Below are 23,031 nucleotides of genomic sequence, written 5' to 3'. Positions count from 1 at the left end.
TCCGCATCGATCACTGCCGGGTAGACTGGACACATGGCTCAGGACACCATTTTCGCCAAGATCGTAGCTGGAGAGATCCCGGTAGAGATTCTCGCCGAGACCGAGCGCGTTATTGCGTTCCCAGATATCGCGCCTCAGGCACCGGTACACATTCTCGTTATCCCGAAATCAACGGAGTACGAGAACGTTGTTGAGCTCGCTGCCGGTGATCCCGAGACCCTCGCTGAGATGGTCTCAGTTGCGAAGCAGCTCGCGGAGAAGCACGGCAACGGTGATTTCCGTCTGCTGTTCAACTCAGGCGCGACCGTCGGCCAAACCGTATTCCATGTGCACGCACACGTGCTTGCAGGTGACCTCAAGGAGAACTCGCTCGTTGGAGCCTGAAACAACCAGTCCAGCCCAATCACCAACGGGCCCATCTGAACTCAGTCGCACAGTTGCGCTTTCCGGAGTTGAGCTGAGCTCATTCCTCGGACATCGTGATCAGTTGATTCGCGACCTGGAAGAGCTGCACCCAGGTGTGCGCTTCCATGTGCGTGATGAAGTCATGACACTCAGGGGAGACGTTGCGCTCGTTCGCGCAGCTGAAACCGTCGTGCGCGAAGTGCTTGACCTCGCTCGAACGAGTGGTCAAGTCTCAGCAAATGATGTGCGTGCGATTACACATCTCGTCAACGCAGGGCAGGCAGGATCGGCTCCCCAACGACTGAGCGAACCGATCGTCCAGGTCCGCGGCAATGCTGTACGCGCCCAGACCGACGGCCAACGCCGGTACGTTGACGCAATCGACGACAACACCATCGTGTTCGGGATCGGTCCGGCTGGCACCGGCAAGACCTATCTGGCGATGGCGAAGGCCGTGCAGGCGCTGCAGCGACGCGAGGTCTCAAAGATCATGCTTACCCGCCCGGCAGTCGAAGCGGGGGAGAGTCTCGGCTTTCTGCCAGGTGGGCTTGAAGAGAAGATTGATCCGTACTTGCGACCGCTGTTTGATGCGGTGAGCGCAATGATGGATCAAGACCTCGTTGGGCGCCTGCTCGCGAACGGCACCATCGAAGTTGCGCCCCTCGCTTACATGCGCGGGCGTACGTTGAATGAGGCCTTCGTCATCCTTGACGAGGCACAGAACACGACGCCTGAACAGATGAAGATGTTCCTGACGCGTCTCGGCTATGGCTCGAAGATGGTCATCACTGGCGATCTCACCCAGGTCGATAGACCGAAAGGTCGCAGTGGCCTCAGCGTGGTGAAGAGCATTCTCGGAAACGTTGAAGACATTCATTTTGCGGAGCTCACCGCAGACGACATCGTTCGTCATAGCCTGGTCGGTCGCATTGTCGACGCATACCAAGATTACGATGAGCAGAATACCCAAGGAGACGCCTCATGAGCGTAGAGATCAATAACGAATCAGCAATCGAGATTTCAGAAGAGCAGTTGCAGCGCCTCGCGCTCTTCGCGCTTGAGGCGATGCATGTGCACGCCGATACCGATGTCGCCATAATGCTCGTGGATGAGCCTGCGATGTCTGACCTTCACGAGCAGTGGATGGGTGAGCCAGGCGCTACCGATGTGCTCAGCTTCCCGATGGACGAGCTTCGCCCGGGGCGACTTGACGCGAAGACCCCCGCAGGTATCCTCGGCGATATCGTGATCTGCCCACAGGTCGCAGACCGCCAGGCCGATGCTGCAGGCCACGACCTTGCTCAGGAGATCATCATTCTCACGACGCACGGCATGTTGCACCTGCTCGGATTTGACCACGCGACGCCTCCTGAAGAGGCAGAGATGTTTGGCATCCAGCGAGACATCGTGATGGCCTTCCACGCCCGAGAGCGCTCACTTTGAGTGCTGGCTTAGCTGCCCTACTCATCATCGCTGCGCTTTTGCTCGCAGCGATCGGCGGTCTGCTTGCTGCGACCGATGCGGCGCTCTCCGTGCGTTCGCGAGCCGAGCTGCTCGCGCTTGCAGATGAGGGTGGCCGGTCGAGTAAGGCGATCCGCGCAATTGCAGAGAACGAAGAAAGCCACGTCAACGCACTCTCGTTCGCCCGCGTCTTTGCTGAGGTGCTCTCGGCAGTGCTCATCACCTTGGTGCTCGCGTACATGCTCGACGAGCTCTGGCTCGAACTGGTCATTGCAACGATTGTGATGACTGCAGTTACCTTTGTACTCGTTGGCTCGAGTCCTCGCACCGTGGGAACGCACCGACCAGATGGGGTAATTCGAGTGACGGCACGTACCGTGCATGCAATTCGTGTGCTGCTCGGTCCACTCTCGAACGGCCTGATTCGTTTCAGTCATCGTGTCACCCCCGGACGTGAAGGCGCGGCACGGATTCGTGATGAGCAACAGCTCCTCTCTGTGGTCGATCAGGCGGCAGAGCAAGCGGTGCTTGAAGACGACGACCGCGACCTCATTCATTCAATCGTGGAGTTGAACGACACGTACGTCCGCGAGGTCATGGTGCCGCGCATCGACATGGTGACCGTCAGCGCGGATCAGACCGTGCGAGAAGCACTCGAAGCCCAGTTGAACTCACGTCACTCACGTTTGCCAGTTGTTGGCGGCGACACTGACGACATCGTCGGAGTCGTATACCTACGGGACGCAAGTAAGTTCATGTTGCGCAAACTCGATGAAGTCGACACCTCGCCCGTGACGCGGATCATGAAGGCTCCCGTATTTGTTCCTGAACTGCAGCGAGCTGACCGGTTGCTTCGGCAGATGCAAGAAGAGTCCAATCACCTGGCGTTCGTTGTCGACGAATACGGCGGCATCTCGGGGCTTGTCACGCTCGAAGACTTGATCGAAGAGCTGTTTGGCGAAATTAGCGATGAACATGACCGCGAGACGGTTGACGTTGTCGAGGAGGGCGACGAGACCTATCTCGTGAGCGCTCGACTTCCGATCGATCGCCTCGCAGACCTGTTTGAGACCGAACTTGAGGTCGAAGACGTCGATACCGTTGGCGGTCTCCTGACCATGCTTGTCGGGAAACTTCCTGAACCGGGAGATCATGCCGCGATCGAAGACATCAGGCTTGAGGCAGTCGAAGTTGAACGGCGCCGTCAGCGGCTCGTCACGATCCGCGCCCAAAAACTCATTGGCGATGAAATGTCGTCAGCACAGCAAGAGGAAGAGTAATCAATATGAGCGAAGAAGTTTCGCAGCCTGCTGACGACGCAACCGACTCTGCGGAACGTGCGTTCCGTGCAGGGTTCGTTTCGTTCGTTGGACGTCCGAACGTTGGTAAATCGACGCTCACCAACGCGCTTGTCGGCGAAAAGATCGTCATCACCAGTGAGAAGCCACAGACGACTCGTCGCGTGATCCGCGGTATTGTTCACCGCCCGGATGGTCAGCTGATCATTGTTGATACGCCGGGTATTCACCGCCCCCGTACGCTGCTGGGTGAGCGCCTGAATGCGCTCGTCGAGACAACGCTTGGTGATGTGGATGTCATCGGCTTCTGTGTCCCGGCAAACGAAAAGATCGGTCCTGGCGATCGCTTCATCGACGAGCGTCTCAACGATTTCCCGCGTGCCAAGAAGGTCGCGATCCTGACCAAGATTGATAGCGCCTCACAGACCGAGATCATCGATCAGCTCACCAAGCTCGGTGCGATGCGTGAGTGGGATGCAGTGGTGCCGATCTCGTCGACAGAGGATCAGCAGCTCGACATTCTTTCTGAGGTGCTGCTCGACCTGATGCCAGAGTCACCGGCGCTGTACGAAAACGAAACCATCACTGACGAGAGCGAAGACGAACGCATTGCTGAGTTGATTCGCGAGGCTGCGCTGGCTGGAGCACGTGAGGAGCTGCCGCATTCGCTCGCCGCGTCCGTTGACGACCGCGAAGAACGTGAAGACGGTCTCATCGAGATCTACGCGTCCGTGTATGTTGAGCGTGATAGCCAGAAGGGCATCGTCATCGGCAAGGGTGGCCAGCGTCTGAAGTCGATTGGCGAAACGGCTCGCAAGGGCATCGAAGAGCTGCTTGGTCAGCGTGTCTACCTTTCCATTCGGGTAAAGGTTTTGAAGGAATGGCAGCGCGATCCGAAGGCGCTCGGTAAGCTCGGTTTCTAAAGCCGGCGCATAGCTGGTGCAAACCTACCTCGGCGAGGAGACCAATATGGATGTCAGTGAGCAGTTTTTTGCGTTGATGCAGGGTGGGCTCGGGGTGTTTACCATCGCCTGGTACATCCTCGTCGTCATCGCGATGTGGAAGGTCTTCACCAAGGCTGGGTACGCGGGAATCCTCGCGATCATTCCGATCGTCAACATCATCTTCCTCGTGAAGATTGCGGGCTACTCAGGCTGGATGTCGCTGCTGTACATCATCCCGATCGTCAACATCATCTTTAACATCATGGTCTGCCTGCGCGTCGGCAAGAAGTTCGGTAAGAGCACGGTGTTCTCCGTGTTCCTGATTTGGATCTTCTCGACCATCGGGTTCTTCATCATCGGCTTCGGCCAGGCGCGTTACGACCGTACCGCGCAGTAACACCTGAATACACTAAGACCCGTTCTCCTCATCGTTGGTGCTGCTTCTTGCAGTGCCTCGAGTGTGAGAACGGGTCTTTTGTGTTGCTATCGGCCGCCGCTGAATCCGCCGCCGCCACCACCGCCAGCGAATCCGCCCCCGGATGACCCACCAGAGCTGCTAGACGTGTAGCTCACCGACGACGACATGTTGTCGGTGAACCTTGAGATCTCTTTGGTGAAATTCCCAAGGCCGCCGTGCAGCATGAGCGCTGGGTACCAGATCGGCATATAGCCGGGCTGCTGGGAGTACGTCGTTTCGAGTGTCTTCGCCCACTGTTTCTCTAGGCCGAAGATCATCGCATAGGGGAGGAGTTTCTCATAGAGGTCAACAACCATTGCGTGGTCGACCTGTCGACGTTCGGCTCCCGTTGGTGACTGCAGAATCCGAATTCGATCAGCCTCTGCAACCGAAATAAACTCCTTCACCCCAAGCAGATACTCGCGAGCTTCTGCGCCGCGCTCGGTGTGCACTTCGTGCGACGCCAGGCCCACGAAGAACCCAACCAACGCAAACAGCCCCAGGAGCAAGAATCCAACGGAGGCAGCGCTGCTTCGCTGCCCAATGGCCATGATCGTCAAAATGATGTGTGCCGCAATGAGTGGCGCTGCGATGAGCGAAAGCAGGCGGGCAACTGGAACGCGTTCCTTTGTGAAGTAGCCGCGTGCCTTTGCCTGCGCTGTGCCGGTCGCCGTTAGCTCCTGCATGCGTTCTGCGAACTTTTCATCGCTCTTCGGGAGTTTCACGCTCGCGCCGGGAGCAGAGCTGCCAAACAGTTTGTCGATCGTCGCGGCATCGAGCGGATCTCCCACAGCATCGCGGTCCACGAGCCGCAGCGTCGGGCGAGCCGACTTTTTGCCAGCCTTCTTGGGGTCGTCTTCGATTCGGATCGCGCCATGCACCGCCAAATGAATGAACTCGGCAGGGATAGGAGACGTCGAATGTCCGGCAATGTGATCTGCAAGCAGCGGTGGCAGGTGTCGTGGGACGTCGTACTGCGCGACGATCGTGCCGCGGAATGCTCGTCGTTTACGAACATGACGTGTGACGGTGATGATCGTCGCGAGACCCAGTAGTGCGGAAACCCCGCCGGTGATCCACGGCACAACGTCAAGCAGGAAGTTAGGCAGCCGAACGGGTGGCTGCACAAAGGTGCCAGGCGCGAGTCCGATCGCAGTGGTGACGCCCTCGTGAGCGCTGAGTGCGATCGGAGAAATGGTCGCGGTGTCGCCGACGAGACTTATTTCACATTCGTTCCTGGAGTTTGCAGTGCCGAAATAGCAGGCGGCGGCACCCGTCAGTGCGGTGGCAACCTTGGGGTCAAAGGTGACCGAGGCGGTGAAAGACGCGATGTCTTGTTGATGCTCGAAATCCACGAGATCCCAGTAGAACTCGTCGGCGGTACCATCGTCGACGGTAAGAATGTTGTCGCTCAACGTGTATGAGATGACGTATGTCTGGGGTCCGTGTACGTAGTCGTCGTTGCCAGTGAGTACAGCAATGAACCCATCATCGGTCTCTGTCTCGAAGGGGACTGGCTGTCCTGATTCATTGGTCACCGTGAAATCTCGCGGATCGAGGGCGGCTTGCTCATAGGAGAGTGGAAGTCCCCGCACAATGCCACGGTTCTGATCTACATCGGGAAACTCGGCGACGAGGGTTTCGGTGACGTGTGTGAGTGCGCGCCCTTGCTCATCTTGAGTGACGTAATAGTCGACGTCCCAGCTGCTGTATGAAAAATCATCAACGGAGGCAGAAGCTGGGGCTGTCCCGCCAAAAAAGCTGGCGAAAGCAAGAGTGAGGAGGAGCGCAGGTGCTGCTACAAAGCGTGTCCATGGCATGTGGCTAGGTTACCGGGTGCTATAGTGAAAGACATGCTGTTCGGCACGCTTCTCCTTAGTTGCCGCGACGAGGCCTAACCCTTCTGGCCTTCCTCGTCGCGGTGTTTGTGTTTGGCGGAACAAACAAGCGAACGTAGAGAGATACAAGGTTCATGAAGAACATGCAGCAGCCCTCGGGCATGCCGGCCCACCGTTACCGTCCGTACAGCGAGATCATCAAGGTTGATCTCCCAGATCGCACGTGGCCCACGAAGCAGATCACCGAAGCTCCACGCTGGTGTGCAGTTGATCTCCGTGATGGCAACCAGGCGCTCATCGATCCGATGAGCCCAGAGCGCAAGCGCATCATGTTCGACCTGTTGGTCAAGATGGGCTACAAGGAGATCGAAGTTGGTTTCCCCTCGGCAAGCCAGACGGACTTTGACTTCGTGCGTCAGCTCATCGAAGACAATGCGATCCCCGACGATGTCACCATTCAGGTGCTGACTCAGGCGCGTGAGCACCTCATTAAGCGCACATATGAATCGCTCATCGGCGCTAAGCAGGCGATCGTGCACCTGTACAACTCGACGAGCATCTTGCAGCGCGACGTCGTATTCCGTCAGGACCGCGAAGGTATCAAGCAGCTCGCGATTGAGGGAGCAAAGCTCTGCAAGTCCTTCGAGTACATCTGCGAAGACACTGACATCTACTACGAATACTCGCCTGAGTCATACACCGGCACTGAGCTTGAGTACGCGGCCGAGGTGTGCAATGCGATTCTCGACGTCTTCCAACCGACACCAGAGCGCAAGGTGATTCTGAACCTGCCCGCAACGGTTGAAATGGCTACGCCGAACGTCTACGCCGACTCAATCGAGTGGATGTGCCGCAACATCAACAACCGCGAGAATGTCATCATCTCGCTGCACCCGCACAACGACCGTGGTACCGGCGTCGCCGCTGCTGAGCTTGGTTACCTGGCTGGTGCAGATCGCATCGAGGGTTGCCTCTTTGGTAACGGTGAGCGCACAGGCAATGTGGATCTGGTCGCACTCGGCATCAACATGTTCACGCAGGGTATCGATCCGCAGATCGATTTCTCTCGCCTCGACGAGGTTCGCCGTACTGCTGAGTACTGCAACCAGCTTCGGGTGCCCGAGCGCAGCCCGTGGGCTGGCGATCTCGTCTACACGGCGTTCTCTGGCTCGCACCAGGATGCCATTAAGAAGGGCTTCGAGCGCATGGCAGCCGACGCAGAGGCTGCTGGTAAGAGCATTGATGACATCGAATGGGCTGTTCCGTACCTGCCGGTTGATCCGAAGGACCTCGGGCGCTCATACGAAGCAGTTATTCGTGTGAACTCGCAGTCGGGCAAGGGTGGTGTGGCATACCTGCTGAAGACTGATCACAGCCTCGACCTGCCGCGTCGTCTGCAGATTGAGTTCAGCGCGGTTGTGCAGGACGTGACCGATAGCGAAGGCGGCGAGGTCTCGAGTGAGTCGATCTGGCGCATCTTCCAGGACGAGTACCTCCCCACCGAAGGAACCGAGTTCGCGCAGTGGGGTCGCTACGAGCTGTTCCGCACTGCATCGACGAGCGCTGGCGATGGTGTGACTGAACTTGTCGTCGATTACCGAGATGGCGATGGCCGTGAGCAGATGACCTCGCGCGGCAACGGTCCGGTCGATGCCTTCATCTCAGGTGTGAATGAGAGCGGCCACGAAGTGACGCTCTTTGACTATGTCGAGCACGCAATGAGCTCGGGTGGCGACGCAGTCGCCGCAGCGTACGTGGATCTCGAGGTTGATGGCCAGCGTCTGTGGGGCGTGGGCATCGATCCAGACACTACGCGTGCAACGCTCAAGGCGATCGTTTCTTCGATTAACCGAGCAGAGCGCGCGAAGGTCGCTGCATAAGTAGTCGTACATTTGTTCGAATGGTCGGAGTGGCGTCAGTCGCTCCGACCATTCTTGCGTTTAGGGTGGGCACTGTGATTTCTTCGATTAACGGGCCGGTCTTGTCTCAGGGTGCTGGCTGGGTAGTTATCGGCGTGGGCGGTTTGGGCTATCGCGTCGAGGTGCCCGCAGGTCGTGGCCCAGCTGTGGTCGTTGGAGACCATCTTTCTCTCGTCACCTCGCTGATTGTGCGCGAGGACTCGCTGACGCTGTTTGGGTTCTCTGAGGAGGTCGAGCTCGAACTGTTTACGCGCCTGCTGAGCGTTTCTGGCGTTGGGCCGCGCATGGCGCTCGGTGTGCTCTCGGCACTCGCCCCAACTGAACTCGTGGACGCAGTGAAGCGTGAAGATGAGAAGCCCTTTAAAAAGGTTTCTGGCGTTGGCCCGAAGACAGCGAAGCTCATTGTTGTTTCGCTCGCAGGCAAGTTGGACGGCTTGCAGATCGCACTACACCACGATGAGGCAGAAAATGCTGACCCAGGTGACGCCGTCGTTGGCGCTGTTGCAGAGGGCTTGGTTGGCCTTGGTTGGCGCGAGCAGGATGCGCAGCAGGCAGCGCGTGACGCACTCGACGCTGGTGCTCCCGCGAATCACGCGGGCCTCCTGCGTGCAGCCCTTGCCTTGTTGCAGAGCAATCGTGGGGTTGGCCGTTGAACGGCGAAGGAGAACTCTCCCCGCAGGGTCGATCCGCCGAACTCACCTACGAGGGAGCCCTGCGGCCTGGCTCGCTGACGGAGTTTGTTGGCCAGGAGAAGGTTCGGGATCAGCTCGGTTTATTGCTCGGCGCGGCCGCGATTGACGGTCGTACGCCCGATCACATCTTGCTCGCTGGCCCACCAGGGCTCGGCAAGACGACCCTCTCGATGATTGTTGCCGCTGAACTTGATGTTCCATTGCAGCAGACGTCTGGCCCGGCGATTCAACATGCAGGGGACCTTGCGGCAGTACTGTCATCGCTCTCGCCTGGCGAGGTGCTCTTCATCGATGAGATTCACCGCATGGCGCGCAGTGCCGAAGAGATGCTGTACCTGGCGATGGAGGACTTCAAGGTCGACATCATGGTGGGCAAGGGGGCCGGAGCGACGTCCGTCCCACTTGAACTGGCGCCATTTACACTCGTTGGTGCCACAACCCGCGCCGGGCTACTGCCGAACCCGCTTCGTGACCGGTTTGGCTTCACCGCGCACCTTGAGTACTACGCAAACGCGGAGCTTGAGCGAGTTGTCGCTCGTGCGGCGCGTTTGCTCGCGTTCCCGCTGGCCGATGCAGGCGTGGTTGAGATTGCGAGCCGCTCGCGCGGAACACCGCGTATTGCCAATCGACTCCTGCGACGTGTGCGTGATTACTGTCTCGTGCACGAGGTTGATGCTGATGTGCTTGCGGTGCGCGCCGCCCTCTCGCTGTACGACGTCGATGAGAACGGCCTCGACCGCCTGGACCGCGAGGTGCTTGGTGTTATCGTCGAGCGTTTTGGGGGAGGGCCGGTCGGGCTTTCCACGCTCGCGGCCTCAGTCGGTGAAGAGTCTGAGACCATTGAGGCGGTTGTTGAGCCGTTCCTGATGCGCGCGGGATTGATCGCCCGTTCTCCGAGGGGGCGGATCGCCACTCGCTTGGGTTGGGAGCACCTTGGAATGGTGCCCCCGGCGGCATAACTCGCCGGTCGGTTGCCTGTTGGCGAAACTTGAGAATCCGGGATAGGGTTGAGTGTCACATTTGTGGCGAAACCTGTCCACGCGGATGGCGCACTGGGGCTTCGTGCCTCGTCAATGAGAATTGGCGCGTCTCCGCCTGATTTCCTGTCCATTCTGGAGACCAATTTCATGACTAACTCAACGACCACCAGCAAGGTCGCTATCAACGACATCGGCTCGGCCGAAGACTTCCTTGCAGCGGTCGAACTGACCATTAAGTCTTTCAACGACGGTGACCTCATCGAGGGCACTGTTGTAAAGATTGACCGCGACGAGGTTCTCCTCGACGTAGGCTTCAAGACCGAGGGTGTTATCCCCTCGCGCGAGCTGTCCATCAAGCACGACGTTGACCCCGATGAGGTTGTCAAGGTCGGCGACTCGGTTGAGGCACTCGTTCTCCAGAAGGAGGACAAGGAAGGCCGCCTGATCCTCTCGAAGAAGCGTGCTCAGTACGAGCGTGCTTGGGGCGATGTCGAGCGCATCAAGGAAAGCGACGGCGTTGTTACCGGTACCGTCATCGAGGTTGTCAAGGGCGGCCTCATCGTTGACATCGGACTCCGTGGCTTCCTCCCCGCATCGCTCATCGAGCTCCGCCGCGTCCGCGATCTCACGCCGTACCTCGGCCAGGAGATCGAGGCAAAGATCCTCGAGCTCGACAAGAACCGCAACAACGTTGTGCTTTCGCGTCGTGCACTCCTCGAGGAGACCCAGTCGGCTACCCGTTCGTCGTTCCTCGCAGAGCTCAAGCCCGGCCAGGTTCGCAAGGGTGTCATCTCGTCGATCGTCAACTTCGGTGCATTCGTGGACCTCGGTGGCGTCGACGGCCTCGTGCACGTTTCGGAGCTCTCGTGGAAGCACATCGAGCACGCATCGGACGTCGTTGAGGTTGGCCAGGAAGTAACCGTTGAGGTTCTTTCGGTTGAGCTCGACCGCGAGCGCGTTTCGCTGTCGCTCAAGGCTACGCAGGAAGATCCCTGGCAGGTATTCGCACGCACCCACGCAATCGGCCAGATTGCACCGGGCGTCGTCACCAAGCTCGTTCCGTTCGGCGCATTCGTACGCGTTGCAGACGGCATCGAAGGCCTCGTGCACATCTCCGAGCTCTCGGGTCAGCACGTTGAGCTTGCTGAGCAGGTCGTTCAGGCCGGCCAGGAAGTCTTCGTCAAGATCATCGACATCGATCTCGAGCGCCGCCGCATCTCGCTCAGCCTCAAGCAGGCGAACGAGGGCGTTGACCCCGAGGGCACCGAGTTCGATCCCGCACTCTACGGCATGACCACTGAGTACGACGAGAACGGTGAGTACAAGTACCCCGAAGGCTTCGACCCTGAGACTCAGGAGTGGAAGGAAGGCTTCGAGAGCCAGCGCGAGAACTGGGAGAAGGAATACGCTTCTGCTCAGGAGCGTTGGGAAGCACACAAGAAGCAGGTTGCAGCTTCGATCGCTGAAGCAGCAGCAGCTCCCGCAGTTGAGGCACCCGCTTCGACCTTCTCGAGCGACTCGAACGCTACCGGCGCACTTGCTGACGATGAGGCACTCGCTGCACTCAAGGCTCAGCTCGAAGGCAACTAATTCCTTCTAGCTCGATAGCTACATACTGAAAGCCCGGTTCCGAAAGGAGCCGGGCTTTCTGGTTTGATGGAGACATGACACTCATTGCCCTGACCGGTGGAATTGCGTCTGGTAAGTCCACAATCCGCGAACGCTTCAGTGAACTCGGAGCGGTGGTCATTGACGCTGATCAACTCGCACGTGAAGCGGTTGCTGCCGGGTCGCCCGGGCTTGGCAAGATTGCGACTGAGTTTGGCGCTGGTGTCCTTGACGCGGCATCTGGTTCGCTGAATCGCAGCGCTCTGGGTGAGCGCGTGTTTGGAGATGCGGACGCTCTTGCGAAGCTCAACGCGATTGTGCACCCAGAGGTGCGTCGACTCGCGGCAGCGCGGATCGCTGCTGCTATTGAGGCGGATCCGTACGCCGTTGTGGTCTATGAGATTCCGTTACTCGTGGAATCAGGGCATGGCATGGCGACCGACGATGCGCCCGCAACTTGGGACCACGTTGTTGTTGCCGAGGCGCCAACTGAGTTGCGCGCTGAACGATTGCGCCTGCTTCGTGGCCTCAGTCAAGAAGAGGCTGACAAGCGGATCGCGAGCCAGGCGACCGACGCAGAGCGTCGTGCGGTTGCCGACACCGTCATCGATACCTCAGGCAGTCTGCAAGACACCATTGAGCAGGTGGACGCGCTCTGGAATACGCTGCGAGGTTGAGCTGCGGGCGTGTCGCGTAGGGGATACGCAAAGGTCCGGCCACGATGCACCGTGGCCGGACCTTTGCGTATCTTGTTACCGAGTGAACTCTGCGAACCAATCAAGACGGAACTGTGCTGCTGCACCGATGATGATGAAGCAGAGCGCGATAGCGACCCACACCCACGACCGCAGGCTGATAGCGCGCTGCTGCGTGTCGTCATTGACACGCACGTATCCTGCCGCCTCTGGCTGGAAGAGTGTGATCCAGAAGAGTGGGATAGTGACGGACCAGACGACCATGCACCAGGGGCAGAGCGTGCCGAGGTTGAAGATGCTTTGGTAGGCGAGCCATCCCACGAAGATGATGCCGAAGGCGAGGCCGATTCGGTAAATGGTCCAGAACCACTTCGCAAACTGTGCGCCTGCCAGAAGCGCGAAGCCGACGAAGATTGGCGCCATAAATGCCGCGACGCCAATGATCGTGTTACTGAATCCGAAGATTGAACCCTGCCATGAGTCCATGTTTGGGCCACAGGTGACAAGGACACTGACGTTACAGTTCGGAACATAGCCCGGCTTCTGCATTGTCTTGATGTATTCGGTGAGAAGCTCGAAAGCTGCGAACAAGCCGATAAACCCAAGCGCGATTGTGGCAATTGGGAAGAGTCGGGGTCGAGTAGGGGATTGTGTCACCTCGGTCATGTCCCGAGTCTAAACCGACGACACTGAACGTCACACGAGACTCATATGTGAGTCGCGTGTAATAATGGAGGTTGTGGCAACGCATAGTCGTGTTACCCACAAGAGTCTTGCACCGCCGGAAAGCGGGTTCAGTCGCACGGGCGACAACCAGCCGGTACGCGGAAGAGTACGAGTTGTTAAGGCGCAATCGCGCCAAGAGTTTTTGCTCCAGATCCCGTATTTGGGGCAGTGAATGGAGAGCACCAGGAATGGTGACGAACGAAGCTACCGAAAACCCAGAAGTGGGCGAAACGGTTGAAGAATCCACAGAAGTGACCGAGTCAACGTCTGTCGCACAGCCAGTATCGGCTGATGCGACGGCAGAAGCTGGGGACGCCGCAGAAAATGCAGCTGTGCCTGAAGTAGCTGAGCCTCCGGCGAGCGAGAACGAGCCCGTTCAGGGTTCTGATGGTCTCCCATTGGTGCTGCCGCTCGCGTCGCTCTCTCCGGAAGAGCAGTTCCGTGCGACCACGCGACTGATCTTCCTGGCGCCCGATGTGCCGCCGATTGATCCGCGCCCCCGTCGCAGCAACTTCCGTCAGCTTGACGACATCTTTGAAGAGCAGCACCAGGCGCTTCGCCAGCAGGACCGCGGGCCCGAGCAAGCATCTACCGGTCGTCGGAACCGTCGTGCGGCAGCGCCTCAGCCAGCAGCTGAGCCTGAACCTCAGCGACGCCAGTCCGCGCCGGTAGTTACCGAGCCTCAGCGCGTGAAGGGATCAACTCGTCTCGAGGCGAAGAAGCAGCGACGTCGCGATGGCCGTGATGCTGGTCGACGCCGTACGGTGATTACTGAGTCTGAGTTCCTTGCTCGACGCGAAGCTGTAGACCGCCAGATGATCGTGCGCAGCGCGTCTGATCGCATTCAGATCGGTGTGCTTGAAGATAACGTTCTTGTCGAGCACTACGTTGCGCGGTCAAGCGAAAACTCGCTCATCGGAAACGTGTACATCGGTCGTGTGCAGAACGTGCTCCCGAGCATGGAGGCCGCGTTCGTCGACATCGGTCGTGGCCGCAATGCCGTGCTCTACTCAGGCGAGGTTGACTGGTCAGAGTTTGAGGGCGGCAACACCGCGCGCAAGATCGAGAATGCGCTTAAGCCGGGCGACCGCGTGCTCGTGCAGGTCACGAAAGATCCGGTGGGCCACAAGGGTGCACGACTGACGAGCCAGATCTCGCTTCCTGGTCGCTTCCTCGTATACGTTCCTGGTGGTGCCATGAACGGCATCTCACGTAAGCTTCCCGATACCGAGCGTGCGCGCCTGAAGAAGATTCTGAAGGAAGTACTTCCGAGTGGCGCTGGCGTTATCGTACGCACGGCTGCTGAAGGCGCAACCGAAGAGCAGCTCACGCGTGACGTCCAGCACCTCGCGCGTCAGTGGGAGCATATCCAGTCACGTATGGCAAAGGGTGGTGGCCCTGCGCTGCTGCACTCTGAGCCCGACATGCTGATCAAGATTGTTCGTGACGTCTTCAATGAGGACTTCCAGCGCATGGTCATTTCGGGCAACGAGACGCACGCGACGATCTCCAACTACCTCGAGCAGGTTGCACCCGATCTCCTGCAGCGCGTCGAGCGTTACGAAGGTGAGCGTGACGTCTTTGACAAGTTCCGTGTCACTGAGCAGATCGCAAAGGCGCTTGATCGTAAGGTGTGGCTGCCCTCTGGTGGTTCACTGGTCATTGACCGTACAGAAGCGATGACGGTCGTAGACGTCAACACTGGCAAGTTTGTCGGTTCGGGCGGCAACCTCGAAGAGACCGTTACGAAGAACAACCTTGAAGCCGCTGAAGAGATTGTTCGTCAGCTGCGCCTGCGTGACGTCGGTGGCATTATCGTTATCGACTTCATCGATATGGTCCTTGAGTCAAACCGTGATCTTGTGTTGCGTCGTCTGGTGGAATGCCTCGGGCGTGACCGCACGAAGCACCAAGTTGCAGAGGTTACCTCGCTTGGTCTTGTGCAGATGACGCGCAAGAAGCTTGGTCTCGGTCTACTCGAATCGTTTAGCGAGCCCTGTGACGTGTGTGCGGGCCGCGGTGTCGTCGTGCACCACGAGCCGGTCTCGAAGCATCGCAACGAGGCTCCACGCTCGTCAAAGCGTGGTCGCAACAATAATGGCGGCGGCAACTCGAACAACGGTTCAGGTGGCAACAGTCAGGGGGAGTCGCAGCATCAGCAAGCGGCCGCGACTGATTCGAAGGCTCACGCGATCTCCGACGGTGCGAAGAATATGCTCGCTCAGGTCGCAGCGTCCACGCTTCCAGGCGCGGGTGTTGAGGAATCGGCGAAGAGCGATGCGCAGAGTTCAGTAGCACCGGTCGAAAAGAAGACTGGCAAGGCCGTATCCGGCAAGGTTCGCCGTGGCGCTGCAACTCCGGCTGCTGCGGCACCGGTGGAGATCGATCCCGCAGCAAATCTTCTTGACAGCGTGCTCGACGCACTCCCAGACGCACCTGCAGTCGGAACGTCTCGTGCGCGCCGACGGGCCTCGCAGCCCGCTGGTGGTTCAGGTCGTGCGGCGCGCAGTGAGCAGGGAGAGGCTTCTTCGCCTGCGGAATCAGCGCCTGCTGTTCCGAAAGATGTCGCGGTTGACCCGCAGCAGCTAATTTTTGATGCACTTGACGTGCGGGTTCAAGAAAAGGCTTCCGAGCGGGACTAAAAGTTCCATCGAATTTGGTGACTGGTCAACACCAGATTCGACACGCTGGCACATATTTGACCGTAAATAGAAGTTCAAGTTAATATTGATCGTTGTGCTAGATGCTTTTATGTGCATCGGCGACAGTGTTTCGGTTGCAGACCAATTGCGACTGACTTAGAAAGACGATCCTAGGAAAAGGGTGACAAGTGGTTTACGCAGTTGTGCGCGCAGGCGGCCGGCAGGAGAAGGTCGAAATCGGTTCGATCATCACCGTTAACCGTATGGCAGGTGACGCAAAGGGTAAGGTTCAGCTTCCCGCGGTTCTCCTCGTCGACGGCGAGACCGTGACCACCGATGCAGCGAAGCTTGCAAAGGTGAAGGTTACTGCTGAGGTGCTCGGCGACCTCCGTGGCCCGAAGATCGTCATTCAGCGCTACAAGAACAAGACCGGTTACAAGAGCCGCCAGGGTCACCGTCAGGACCTGACCCGCCTCAAGGTCACCGGCATCAAGTAACCAGCTTCGGCTGCTACCTAAGGAGTAGAGACTCATGGCATCAAAGAAGGGCGTAGGCTCTAGCAAGAACGGCCGCGATTCGAACGCACAGCGCCTCGGCGTGAAGCGCTTCGGCGGCCAGGATGTGAACGCAGGCGAGATCATCGTCCGCCAGCGTGGCACCAAGTTCCACCCCGGCGTAAACGTCGGCCGTGGCAAGGATGACACGCTGTTCGCACTTGCTGCAGGCGAGGTTGAATTCGGCGCGAAGGGCGGCCGCAAGGTCGTCAACATCGTCACCGCAGCGTAAGTTCGCGGGTTTTCGCAAGAGGCGGGCTTCGGCTCGCCTCTTGTTGTTTTACGGCCATACACTTGAAGGTGTTATTGGCCGCAGGTGAGAGGGTGGAGAAGTCATGGTGACGTTCGTTGATCAGGTGCAGGTGCATCTGCAGGCAGGACGCGGTGGCGACGGCTGTGTCTCGGTAAAGCGTGAGAAGTTTAAGCCTCTCGCTGGCCCAGATGGTGGTGCAGGTGGACACGGTGGTGACGTCGTGTTCGTTGCTGACCCACAAAGCACGACGCTGATCGATTTCCATCGACGACCACATCTCACTGCAGAAAATGGCGGCTATGGTGCTGGTGATTATCGTGATGGCACGAATGGTGCCGAGCTCGCGCTGAGCGTGCCCATCGGCACGGTTATCAAGAGCACCAAGGGGGAGACCCTTGCTGATTTTACCGAGGCTGGCATGCGCTACGTTGCTGCCCGCGGCGGTATCGGTGGCCTCGGCAACTGGGGTCTCGCGAGCCCAAAGCGCAAGGCGCCAGGCTTCTCTCTGCTCGGTACAAAGGGCAAGGCACTCTCGCTCACGCTTGAGCTGAAGACCATTGCTGACGTCGCATTTGTCGGCTACCCGTCGGCTGGTAAGTCGAGCCTGATTGCCGCGATGAGTGCTGCAAAGCCGAAGATTGCGGACTATCCCTTCACGACGCTCCACCCGAACTTGGGTGTTGTTGTCGCGGGTGAGCATCGTTACACCGTCGCTGACGTGCCTGGCCTCATCGAGGGCGCGAGCGAAGGCAAGGGTCTTGGCCTTGATTTCTTGCGCCATGTAGAGCGATGCAGTGCACTGCTGCACGTGCTTGACTGTGCGACCCTCGAGCCCGGCCGTGATCCGCTCTCTGACCTCGAAGTGATTCGGGCAGAACTTGAGGCATATCCTGTGCCTGAGGGGCAGAAGCCACTCAACGAACGTCCCCAGTATGTTGCTCTGAACAAGATCGACATTCCAGAAGCACGTGAGCTTGCTCAGTTCGTGCGTGGTGACCTGGAGAAGCAGGGTTACCGCGTCTTCGAGATCTCAACGGCAAGTCACGAAGGCTTGCGCGAACTCTCCTTCGCGTTGGCTGGGCTGGTGGAGGAAGCACGCGCTGCAGAACTTGCCGCTGCTGCAGAGGTGCGCGAGCGCATCGTGCTTGAGCCGAAGCAACGTAGCCGCGGCGGCCGTCAGGCTTCGTTCACGGTCCGCACTGAGGGCGGTACGCACGGCACGATCTTCCGTATTCTCGGCGAACGCCCCGAGCGCTGGGTGGAGCAGACTGACTTTGCCAATGACGAAGCGGTTGGATACCTCGCTGACCGGCTGCAGAAGGCCGGGCTTGAGGACGCGCTGGTCAAGGCCGGTGCAGTATCTGGTTCGACCGTTGTGATCGGCCCTGGTTCAGGTGTGGTCTTCGACTGGGAGCCCTCAATTACGAGTGCTGCCGAGGTGCAGGTTGGTGTCCGTGGCTCTGACGATCGCATCGATCGCAGCTCACGTCGTACGAACAATGAGCGTCGTGAGGAATACCACAAGATGATGGATGCGAAGGCTGAGGCGCGAGCTGAGCTGGAGCGTGAGCGCGAGTCGGGGCTCTGGAAGGACGAGCATTGAACCTGAGCGAGAAGATCTTCGCCGCAAAGCGAGTCATCGTCAAGGTTGGATCGTCTTCGGTCAGCGGCGAGAACGCCGCGCAGATTCCTCTGCTCGTTGACTCACTTGCCAAGCTGCACGCATCGGGCGCGCAGGTGGTGTTGGTCTCGAGTGGTGCAATCGCAACGGGCGTTCCGTTCTTGAATTTGGAGCAGCGTCCCGAAGACCTCGCAACCCAGCAGGCCGCAGCAGCGGTCGGCCAGAACGTCTTGGTGAATCGTTACCAACGGGCCCTCACCACGCACGAAATCGTCGGCGGTCAGGTGCTTCTGACCGCGAACGACATGGAAAACCCGACGCATCGCGGCAACGCGAAGCGTGCGCTCGAGCGTCTGCTTGAGTTGGGTATTCTCCCGGTCATTAACGAGAACGACACGGTTGCGACTCATGAGATCCGGTTTGGTGACAACGACCGTCTTGCAGCGCTTGTTGCGCGTCTCGTCGGTGCCGATTTGCTCGTGCTGCTCTCTGACGTCGATGCGCTGTATACCGCGCCGCCTGAGAATCCGGGCGCCAAGCGGATCCCGTTTGTTGGATTCCGTGATCCGCTCGAAGGCATTGAGATTGGCGAGAGTCGCTCTGGCTGGGGGACCGGCGGCGCTGCAACCAAGGTGCAGGCGGCTCGGCTCGCGGCAGATGCGGGTTCGCAGGTATTGCTCACTGAAGCTCGGCTCTTCGGCTCTGTCCTTGAGGGCGCGGATCGAGGGACCTGGTTTGAGGCGCGCCCGGCTACGACCTAGGACGTAGGCAGGTTCTCACTCTGAGGTAGCTGTGACCGACACGACTGTGTCCTAGAATGTGGTCATGGCTACCTCAGATCTGTTTCTCGCGCGCTTGCAGCGTGCAAAGACCGCTTCGCGCCGCCTCGGCACTGCGACCACCGATGAGAAGAATCGCGCTCTTGAAGCGATTGCACAGACCATTGAGGCAAACATCCCAGTGATCGTGGCGGAGAACGCTAAGGATCTGGATCGCGGCCGGGAGCAGGGCATTGGCGATGGCCTGCTCGATCGACTCCGTCTCGATGAAGATCGATTGCTGGGACTCGCAGCGGCAGTGCGCGAGATCATTGCGCTACCAGACCCCGTCGGCGAGGTTGTGCGCGGTAGTACCCTCGCGAACGGCATTCGTATTTCGCAGGTTCGTGTTCCGTTCGGCGTCGTGGGCGCGATCTACGAGGCGCGCCCGAACGTCACGGTAGATATTGCAGCGATCGCACTCAAGAGTGGCAATGGTGCGGTGTTGCGAGGCGGATCGGCTGCCGCATCCTCGAATGAAGTACTTGTTCGTTTGATCCAGGAGGCCATTACCGCTTCCGGTCTCGACGGTGATGTCGTGCAGACGATCGACGAGTTCGGTCGTGAAGGTGCAACGCGCCTGATGCGAGCTCGTGGATTCGTTGATGTTCTGATCCCACGCGGCAGTGCTGGTCTGATTTCGACCGTGGTCCAGGAGTCGACCGTTCCCGTCATTGAGACTGGAGCCGGCGTTGTTCACGTGTATGTAGACGCGACAGCTGATGAAGATATGGCTGTAGAGATCGTTCGCAATGCCAAGACTCATCGTCCGAGTGTCTGCAATGCTGCTGAAACCCTGCTGGTGCACCGCGATGCGGCCGAGCGTATGTTGCCGAACATTCTTTCTACGCTTGCCGAGAGTGGCGTCACGCTTCTTGGCGATGACCGTGCAATCGCGGCAAACAGTGGAGTGAACGCGGCAACCGCCGAGACCTGGGAAACCGAGCACCACAGCCTCACCATGGGAGTGCGTGTCGTTGATTCGATTGATGAGGCAATTAGCCACATCGAACGTTACTCAACCCGTCACACAGAAGTCATTGTGACAAATGACATCTCGAGCGCGGATCGGTTCCTCGCCGAGATCGATGCGGCCGTTGTCATGGTGAATGCATCCTCTCGCTTCACAGACGGAGGCGAATTCGGCTTCGGTGCTGAGGTTGGAATCTCGACCCAGAAAATGCACGCTCGCGGACCGATGGGGCTGCCCGAGCTCACGAGCACCAAGTGGCTCGTACGTGGCAATGGCCAGATCCGCTAGCGGCTACCGCTACACTTATATTCGAACATCTGTTTCTTGAGTTTCCACACAAGGGGTTTTCATGTCACTTGCCGCAACCGTTCTCGCTGCCTCTGAGGGCGCGCACGTTGTGAACGAGCTGCCGATTCCGGCAGTCGCGTACGGCCTGATCGTTGCTGCGCTCTTCGCAGTAATGGGTCTCGTCGTTTTCTCCTTCCGTGATGTGGCGAACCGCCACTCAGAGAAGGCAGAAGCATACGCCCGTGAACACGGCGGGGAATCGCAGCACTAATCGTGGCTGAACGACGCAGAGTCGGGGTGATGGGCGGCACGTTCGACCCTATTCACCACGGCCACCTCGTCGCAGCTAGTGAAGTTGCACAGAGTTTCGGCCTCGACGAGGTTATCTTTGTGCCGACTGGACGGCCGTGGCAAAAAAGCAATGTTTCCGAGGGGGAACACCGGTATTTGATGACGGTGATTGCTACCGCATCAAATCCGCGCTTTAAGGTGAGCCGAGTCGATATTGATCGACTCGGCCCCACCTACACGGTCGACACACTCGCAGACCTACGCGAGCAAATGCCCGATGCGGAGCTCTTCTTCATTTCGGGCGCAGACGCGATCGCACAGATCGTTGGTTGGAAAGACGTAGACAGGCTCTGGGAACTCGCCCACTTCATTGCGGTGACTCGACCAGGCCATGAACTCACACTTTCTGGACTCTCCCAGGAGAACGTAAGCACCCTGGAGATTCCAGCACTTGCGATCTCTTCGACGGATTGCCGGGAGCGTGTAGGGCGAGGTTTTCCCGTGTGGTACCTCGTGCCGGACGGCGTCGTGCAGTACATTGCAAAGCATGGGCTATACGCCGAGGGAGCATTGGAATCATGAGTGAGCAGGAACGACCGTTAACACGGCGCGAGCTGCGTGCACGCGAAGAAGCGGAGCGCGCACAGAACGGCGCCGCTAATTCGCAGCCAGCAGAGCCGGCTGCATTGACCATTGACGAGCCTGCGGCTGAAGCCGTGCGGGTCTCTGAAGAGGTTCTCGAATCGATTGACATTTCGCCTGTCCATGAGGACGGCACGCCACGTTCGCGTCGTGAGATGCGACAGCTGCGTGAAGAGGCAGCGGCTGCAATGCAAGATGAAGGCGCATCGGGGCCTTTCACTACTGAGGTGATTGCGCCTGCGGTTGAAGCGGTTGAATCCGGCGCTTCGGTCTCCGAAGCGGAGATCGCTGCACCTGGTGCCGCTGATCTCTTCGCCGAGGAACCCCCGCTCGATGACAGCGCCTTCCCCGCAACAGCTGCATACACGTTCGACGAGTTGAAGCAGGCAGAGGAGCCGAGTGCCACGCCTGCTGCGGCTGTCGTTGACGAGCCACAGGATGTCCCTGTCGAAGCTGAAGCCGAGCAGGCTGAAGTTGCGGACGACATTGACGCCGAGGGGAAGTCCAAGCGTGGTTTTGGGGCCCTCTGGCGTCGTGGCAAGAAGTCTGAAGACGCCGACGCTGCCGAGGCGGAGGCGCTTGAAGAGACTGATATCCCTGACGCTGAACTCAACGTCGATACCCAAGCCCCTGAGGTAGTCGAAGAGGTCGAGACTGTCTCTGCTGTTCGCGAAGAGGCACCAGCGCCGGTCGAGGCTGCTGAAGACCTGCCTGTCGCAACTGCCGAGCCCGTGGTGAGCGAACCTGTCGCAGAAGTTGCGGAGCCCGTCGAGAGCGAAGCTCCCGCCTACACCTTCCCTGACATTCGTCCACCCGAGGAATGGCACCCCGTCATTGACGACCCTGCGTCACGTATCGGTGGCAGCGCAGCGTCGCAGGCTGATTTTGAATCTCTGATCTCTCGTGCGGTTGCGCAGGAGGGGGCAGCAAGCCCAAGCAATACCTCTGCACTGATTCTTCCCTCGCATCCGGAAGACACTGACTCGCTGACCGGCCCGCTTGGCATGACTGGTGAGTTGTTTGTCACCGGTGCTATTCATCTTCCCAAGTCTCTCGGCGAAACTGGCAGCCACGCGTCGCTCCAGCACTCTGCTGAGTTTGACCCGTTCACTGCCGAGGCGGCGCAAGATCCGCTCAATGCAACTGCGGATCACGGCGTAGCTCCGGTGTCTGCTCGCGCCGCGGTGAGTGCTCAGGTCGTGTCGGAAACGCCGGTAGTGGCGGCTCCGACACGCGAGAAGAGCAAGCTCCCGATGATCCTCGCTCTCTCAGGTGGCGGACTCGTGGTCGTTGTGGGCGGTATTATTGTTTGGGCCGTCAACAGCGGCGCATTCTGATTTCGATCAGATCAACTTCTTCGAAAGGGTCACCGTAGTGGAGACGAAGCCGCTTGAGTCCATCATTGAGACCGCGGTCCTCGCTGCCGATGGCAAGGGCGCAACCGACCAGGTTGCACTTGATGTCGCAGAGCACTTTGGGTACGCAGATGCGTTCCTGATTGTCAGTGGCTCGGTAGAACGCAACGTTCAGGCCATTTCAGATGGTATTGAAGAGGATCTCAACAAGGCTGGCGTTCGTACAATCCGTCGTGAGGGACGTGCTGGCGGTCGTTGGATTCTCCTCGACTTCGGTGACCTTTTGGTACACGTTTTCCATCACGAGGATCGCGAGTTCTACCAGCTCGAGCGCCTCTGGGGCGACTGCCCAAACATCGAGGTCAACGACACGCTCGAGCGTGCGCGATTGGCTCACCAGGCATCTCTCGATGTAGAATAAGAAGGTCGTCGGGCGAGTATTCGTCCGACTTCACCTGGGTCTATGGCGCAGTTGGTAGCGCACCTGCATGGCATGCAGGGGGTCAGGGGTTCGAATCCCCTTAGATCCACCACGATGCTCTTACTCAAACCCTTGTCCAGAACAACGGGC

Annotated in this window: 23 protein-coding genes and 1 tRNA gene; 22 read left to right on the top strand and 2 right to left on the bottom strand. The window is 58.9% G+C overall.

The window, feature by feature from the left end:
- The first annotated feature begins 33 nt into the window (after positions 1–33).
- The 6 genes from FW756_RS04900 to FW756_RS04875 are packed head-to-tail and all read left to right on the top strand — an operon-like array spanning position 34 to position 4,505.
- Complete coding sequence (locus FW756_RS04900; protein WP_446429042.1) at positions 34–384, top strand: HIT domain-containing protein; 351 nt, start codon at positions 34–36, stop codon at positions 382–384.
- Positions 374–1,390, top strand: a complete 1,017-nt coding sequence (locus tag FW756_RS04895; protein ID WP_446429041.1) for a PhoH family protein — start codon at positions 374–376, stop codon at positions 1,388–1,390. The genes FW756_RS04900 and FW756_RS04895 overlap by 11 nt, the downstream gene beginning before the upstream one ends.
- Positions 1,387–1,848, top strand: a complete 462-nt coding sequence (ybeY, locus tag FW756_RS04890; protein WP_446429040.1) for an rRNA maturation RNase YbeY — start codon at positions 1,387–1,389, stop codon at positions 1,846–1,848. Before FW756_RS04895 ends, ybeY begins: the two co-directional genes overlap by 4 nt.
- Positions 1,845–3,146 (top strand): hemolysin family protein, encoded by a 1,302-nt coding sequence (locus FW756_RS04885; RefSeq protein WP_446429039.1) that lies wholly within the window; start codon positions 1,845–1,847, stop codon positions 3,144–3,146. Before ybeY ends, FW756_RS04885 begins: the two co-directional genes overlap by 4 nt.
- Positions 3,147–3,151: 5 nt before the next feature.
- A complete protein-coding gene (gene era, locus FW756_RS04880) occupies positions 3,152–4,087 on the top strand; it encodes a GTPase Era (protein ID WP_446429038.1) in 936 nt (311 codons plus the stop codon).
- 46 nt (positions 4,088–4,133) lie between these two features.
- Positions 4,134–4,505 carry a DUF5684 domain-containing protein gene (locus FW756_RS04875; RefSeq protein WP_446429037.1) on the top strand — a complete coding sequence of 124 codons (372 nt, stop codon included), beginning with the start codon at positions 4,134–4,136 and terminating at the stop codon, positions 4,503–4,505.
- Between the two features lie 86 nt (positions 4,506–4,591).
- Here the strand turns inward: FW756_RS04875 and FW756_RS04870 are convergent, their stop codons facing one another.
- Positions 4,592–6,385 (bottom strand): DUF2207 domain-containing protein, encoded by a 1,794-nt coding sequence (locus tag FW756_RS04870; protein WP_446429036.1) that lies wholly within the window; start codon positions 6,383–6,385, stop codon positions 4,592–4,594.
- 152 nt (positions 6,386–6,537) lie between these two features.
- On the opposite strand from FW756_RS04870, the gene leuA reads away from it, so the two are divergent.
- The 5 genes from leuA (at position 6,538) to coaE (ending at position 12,279) form a co-directional block, all read left to right on the top strand.
- Entirely contained in the window at positions 6,538–8,283 is a 1,746-nt protein-coding gene (gene leuA / locus FW756_RS04865) for a 2-isopropylmalate synthase (RefSeq protein WP_446429035.1), read from the top strand.
- A gap of 74 nt (positions 8,284–8,357) precedes the next feature.
- Complete coding sequence (gene ruvA, locus FW756_RS04860; protein ID WP_446429034.1) at positions 8,358–8,975, top strand: Holliday junction branch migration protein RuvA; 618 nt, start codon at positions 8,358–8,360, stop codon at positions 8,973–8,975.
- Positions 8,972–9,973: a Holliday junction branch migration DNA helicase RuvB gene (gene ruvB / locus FW756_RS04855; protein ID WP_446429033.1), complete on the top strand. Its 1,002-nt coding sequence runs from the start codon at positions 8,972–8,974 to the stop codon at positions 9,971–9,973. The genes ruvA and ruvB overlap by 4 nt, the downstream gene beginning before the upstream one ends.
- A gap of 168 nt (positions 9,974–10,141) precedes the next feature.
- Entirely contained in the window at positions 10,142–11,584 is a 1,443-nt protein-coding gene (gene rpsA / locus FW756_RS04850; RefSeq protein WP_446429032.1) for a 30S ribosomal protein S1, read from the top strand.
- A gap of 74 nt (positions 11,585–11,658) precedes the next feature.
- Positions 11,659–12,279, top strand: a complete 621-nt coding sequence (gene coaE / locus FW756_RS04845) for a dephospho-CoA kinase (protein ID WP_446429031.1) — start codon at positions 11,659–11,661, stop codon at positions 12,277–12,279.
- 75 nt (positions 12,280–12,354) lie between these two features.
- Here coaE and FW756_RS04840 read toward each other — a convergent pair whose 3' ends face one another.
- The gene (locus tag FW756_RS04840) at positions 12,355–12,963 is read right to left on the bottom strand and encodes a vitamin K epoxide reductase family protein (RefSeq protein WP_446429030.1); all 609 of its coding nucleotides are present in this window, start codon (positions 12,961–12,963) and stop codon (positions 12,355–12,357) included.
- 248 nt (positions 12,964–13,211) lie between these two features.
- Here FW756_RS04840 and FW756_RS04835 point away from each other — a divergent pair, with 248 nt between their 5' ends.
- From FW756_RS04835 to FW756_RS04785, 11 genes are all read left to right on the top strand, one after another.
- Entirely contained in the window at positions 13,212–15,665 is a 2,454-nt protein-coding gene (locus FW756_RS04835; protein ID WP_446429029.1) for an Rne/Rng family ribonuclease, read from the top strand.
- A gap of 188 nt (positions 15,666–15,853) precedes the next feature.
- A complete protein-coding gene (gene rplU / locus FW756_RS04830; RefSeq protein ID WP_188024095.1) occupies positions 15,854–16,162 on the top strand; it encodes a 50S ribosomal protein L21 in 309 nt (102 codons plus the stop codon).
- 34 nt (positions 16,163–16,196) lie between these two features.
- On the top strand, positions 16,197–16,451 hold the full coding sequence (gene rpmA / locus FW756_RS04825) for a 50S ribosomal protein L27 (RefSeq protein WP_188024094.1): 255 nt from the start codon (positions 16,197–16,199) through the stop codon (positions 16,449–16,451).
- A gap of 103 nt (positions 16,452–16,554) precedes the next feature.
- A complete protein-coding gene (gene obgE, locus FW756_RS04820; RefSeq protein WP_446429028.1) occupies positions 16,555–18,075 on the top strand; it encodes a GTPase ObgE in 1,521 nt (506 codons plus the stop codon).
- Entirely contained in the window at positions 18,072–18,854 is a 783-nt protein-coding gene (gene proB, locus FW756_RS04815) for a glutamate 5-kinase (RefSeq protein WP_446429027.1), read from the top strand. Before obgE ends, proB begins: the two co-directional genes overlap by 4 nt.
- Before the next feature lie 64 nt (positions 18,855–18,918).
- Positions 18,919–20,172: a glutamate-5-semialdehyde dehydrogenase gene (locus tag FW756_RS04810; RefSeq protein ID WP_446429026.1), complete on the top strand. Its 1,254-nt coding sequence runs from the start codon at positions 18,919–18,921 to the stop codon at positions 20,170–20,172.
- A 61-nt stretch (positions 20,173–20,233) separates the two neighbouring features.
- Positions 20,234–20,443 carry a hypothetical protein gene (locus FW756_RS04805; protein ID WP_446429025.1) on the top strand — a complete coding sequence of 70 codons (210 nt, stop codon included), beginning with the start codon at positions 20,234–20,236 and terminating at the stop codon, positions 20,441–20,443.
- A gap of 2 nt (positions 20,444–20,445) precedes the next feature.
- Positions 20,446–21,045, top strand: a complete 600-nt coding sequence (gene nadD, locus FW756_RS04800; RefSeq protein WP_446429024.1) for a nicotinate-nucleotide adenylyltransferase — start codon at positions 20,446–20,448, stop codon at positions 21,043–21,045.
- Positions 21,042–22,442, top strand: coding sequence for a hypothetical protein (locus FW756_RS04795; RefSeq protein ID WP_446429023.1), 1,401 nt, complete (start codon positions 21,042–21,044; stop codon positions 22,440–22,442). Before nadD ends, FW756_RS04795 begins: the two co-directional genes overlap by 4 nt.
- Before the next feature lie 37 nt (positions 22,443–22,479).
- A complete protein-coding gene (rsfS, locus tag FW756_RS04790) occupies positions 22,480–22,881 on the top strand; it encodes a ribosome silencing factor (RefSeq protein WP_446429022.1) in 402 nt (133 codons plus the stop codon).
- Positions 22,882–22,917: 36 nt separating this feature from the next.
- Positions 22,918–22,993, top strand: a tRNA-Ala gene (locus tag FW756_RS04785).
- Positions 22,994–23,031 lie beyond the last annotated feature (38 nt).

It is taken from the genome of Leucobacter sp. 1207-22 (assembly GCF_052850455.1).
The sequence above is the reverse complement of the archived record's forward strand: the minus strand, read 5'-3'. Positions and strand labels throughout refer to the sequence as shown.

Bases quoted from the DNA above. Each gene is read 5' to 3' on its own strand.
- FW756_RS04805 (WP_446429025.1), top strand. From the start codon at position 20,234: ATGTCACTTGCCGCAACCGTTCTCGCTGCCTCTGAGGGCGCGCACGTT.
- FW756_RS04870 (WP_446429036.1), bottom strand. From the start codon at position 6,385: ATGCCATGGACACGCTTTGTAGCAGCACCTGCGCTCCTCCTCACTCTT.
- ybeY (WP_446429040.1), top strand. From the start codon at position 1,387: ATGAGCGTAGAGATCAATAACGAATCAGCAATCGAGATTTCAGAAGAG.
- FW756_RS04900 (WP_446429042.1), top strand. From the start codon at position 34: ATGGCTCAGGACACCATTTTCGCCAAGATCGTAGCTGGAGAGATCCCG.
- FW756_RS04875 (WP_446429037.1), top strand. From the start codon at position 4,134: ATGGATGTCAGTGAGCAGTTTTTTGCGTTGATGCAGGGTGGGCTCGGG.
- FW756_RS04810 (WP_446429026.1), top strand. From the start codon at position 18,919: ATGGCTACCTCAGATCTGTTTCTCGCGCGCTTGCAGCGTGCAAAGACC.
- FW756_RS04840 (WP_446429030.1), bottom strand. From the start codon at position 12,963: ATGACCGAGGTGACACAATCCCCTACTCGACCCCGACTCTTCCCAATT.
- obgE (WP_446429028.1), top strand. From the start codon at position 16,555: ATGGTGACGTTCGTTGATCAGGTGCAGGTGCATCTGCAGGCAGGACGC.
- rpmA (WP_188024094.1), top strand. From the start codon at position 16,197: ATGGCATCAAAGAAGGGCGTAGGCTCTAGCAAGAACGGCCGCGATTCG.
- rpsA (WP_446429032.1), top strand. From the start codon at position 10,142: ATGACTAACTCAACGACCACCAGCAAGGTCGCTATCAACGACATCGGC.
- coaE (WP_446429031.1), top strand. From the start codon at position 11,659: ATGACACTCATTGCCCTGACCGGTGGAATTGCGTCTGGTAAGTCCACA.
- era (WP_446429038.1), top strand. From the start codon at position 3,152: ATGAGCGAAGAAGTTTCGCAGCCTGCTGACGACGCAACCGACTCTGCG.
- FW756_RS04795 (WP_446429023.1), top strand. From the start codon at position 21,042: ATGAGTGAGCAGGAACGACCGTTAACACGGCGCGAGCTGCGTGCACGC.
- leuA (WP_446429035.1), top strand. From the start codon at position 6,538: ATGAAGAACATGCAGCAGCCCTCGGGCATGCCGGCCCACCGTTACCGT.
- FW756_RS04835 (WP_446429029.1), top strand. From the start codon at position 13,212: ATGGTGACGAACGAAGCTACCGAAAACCCAGAAGTGGGCGAAACGGTT.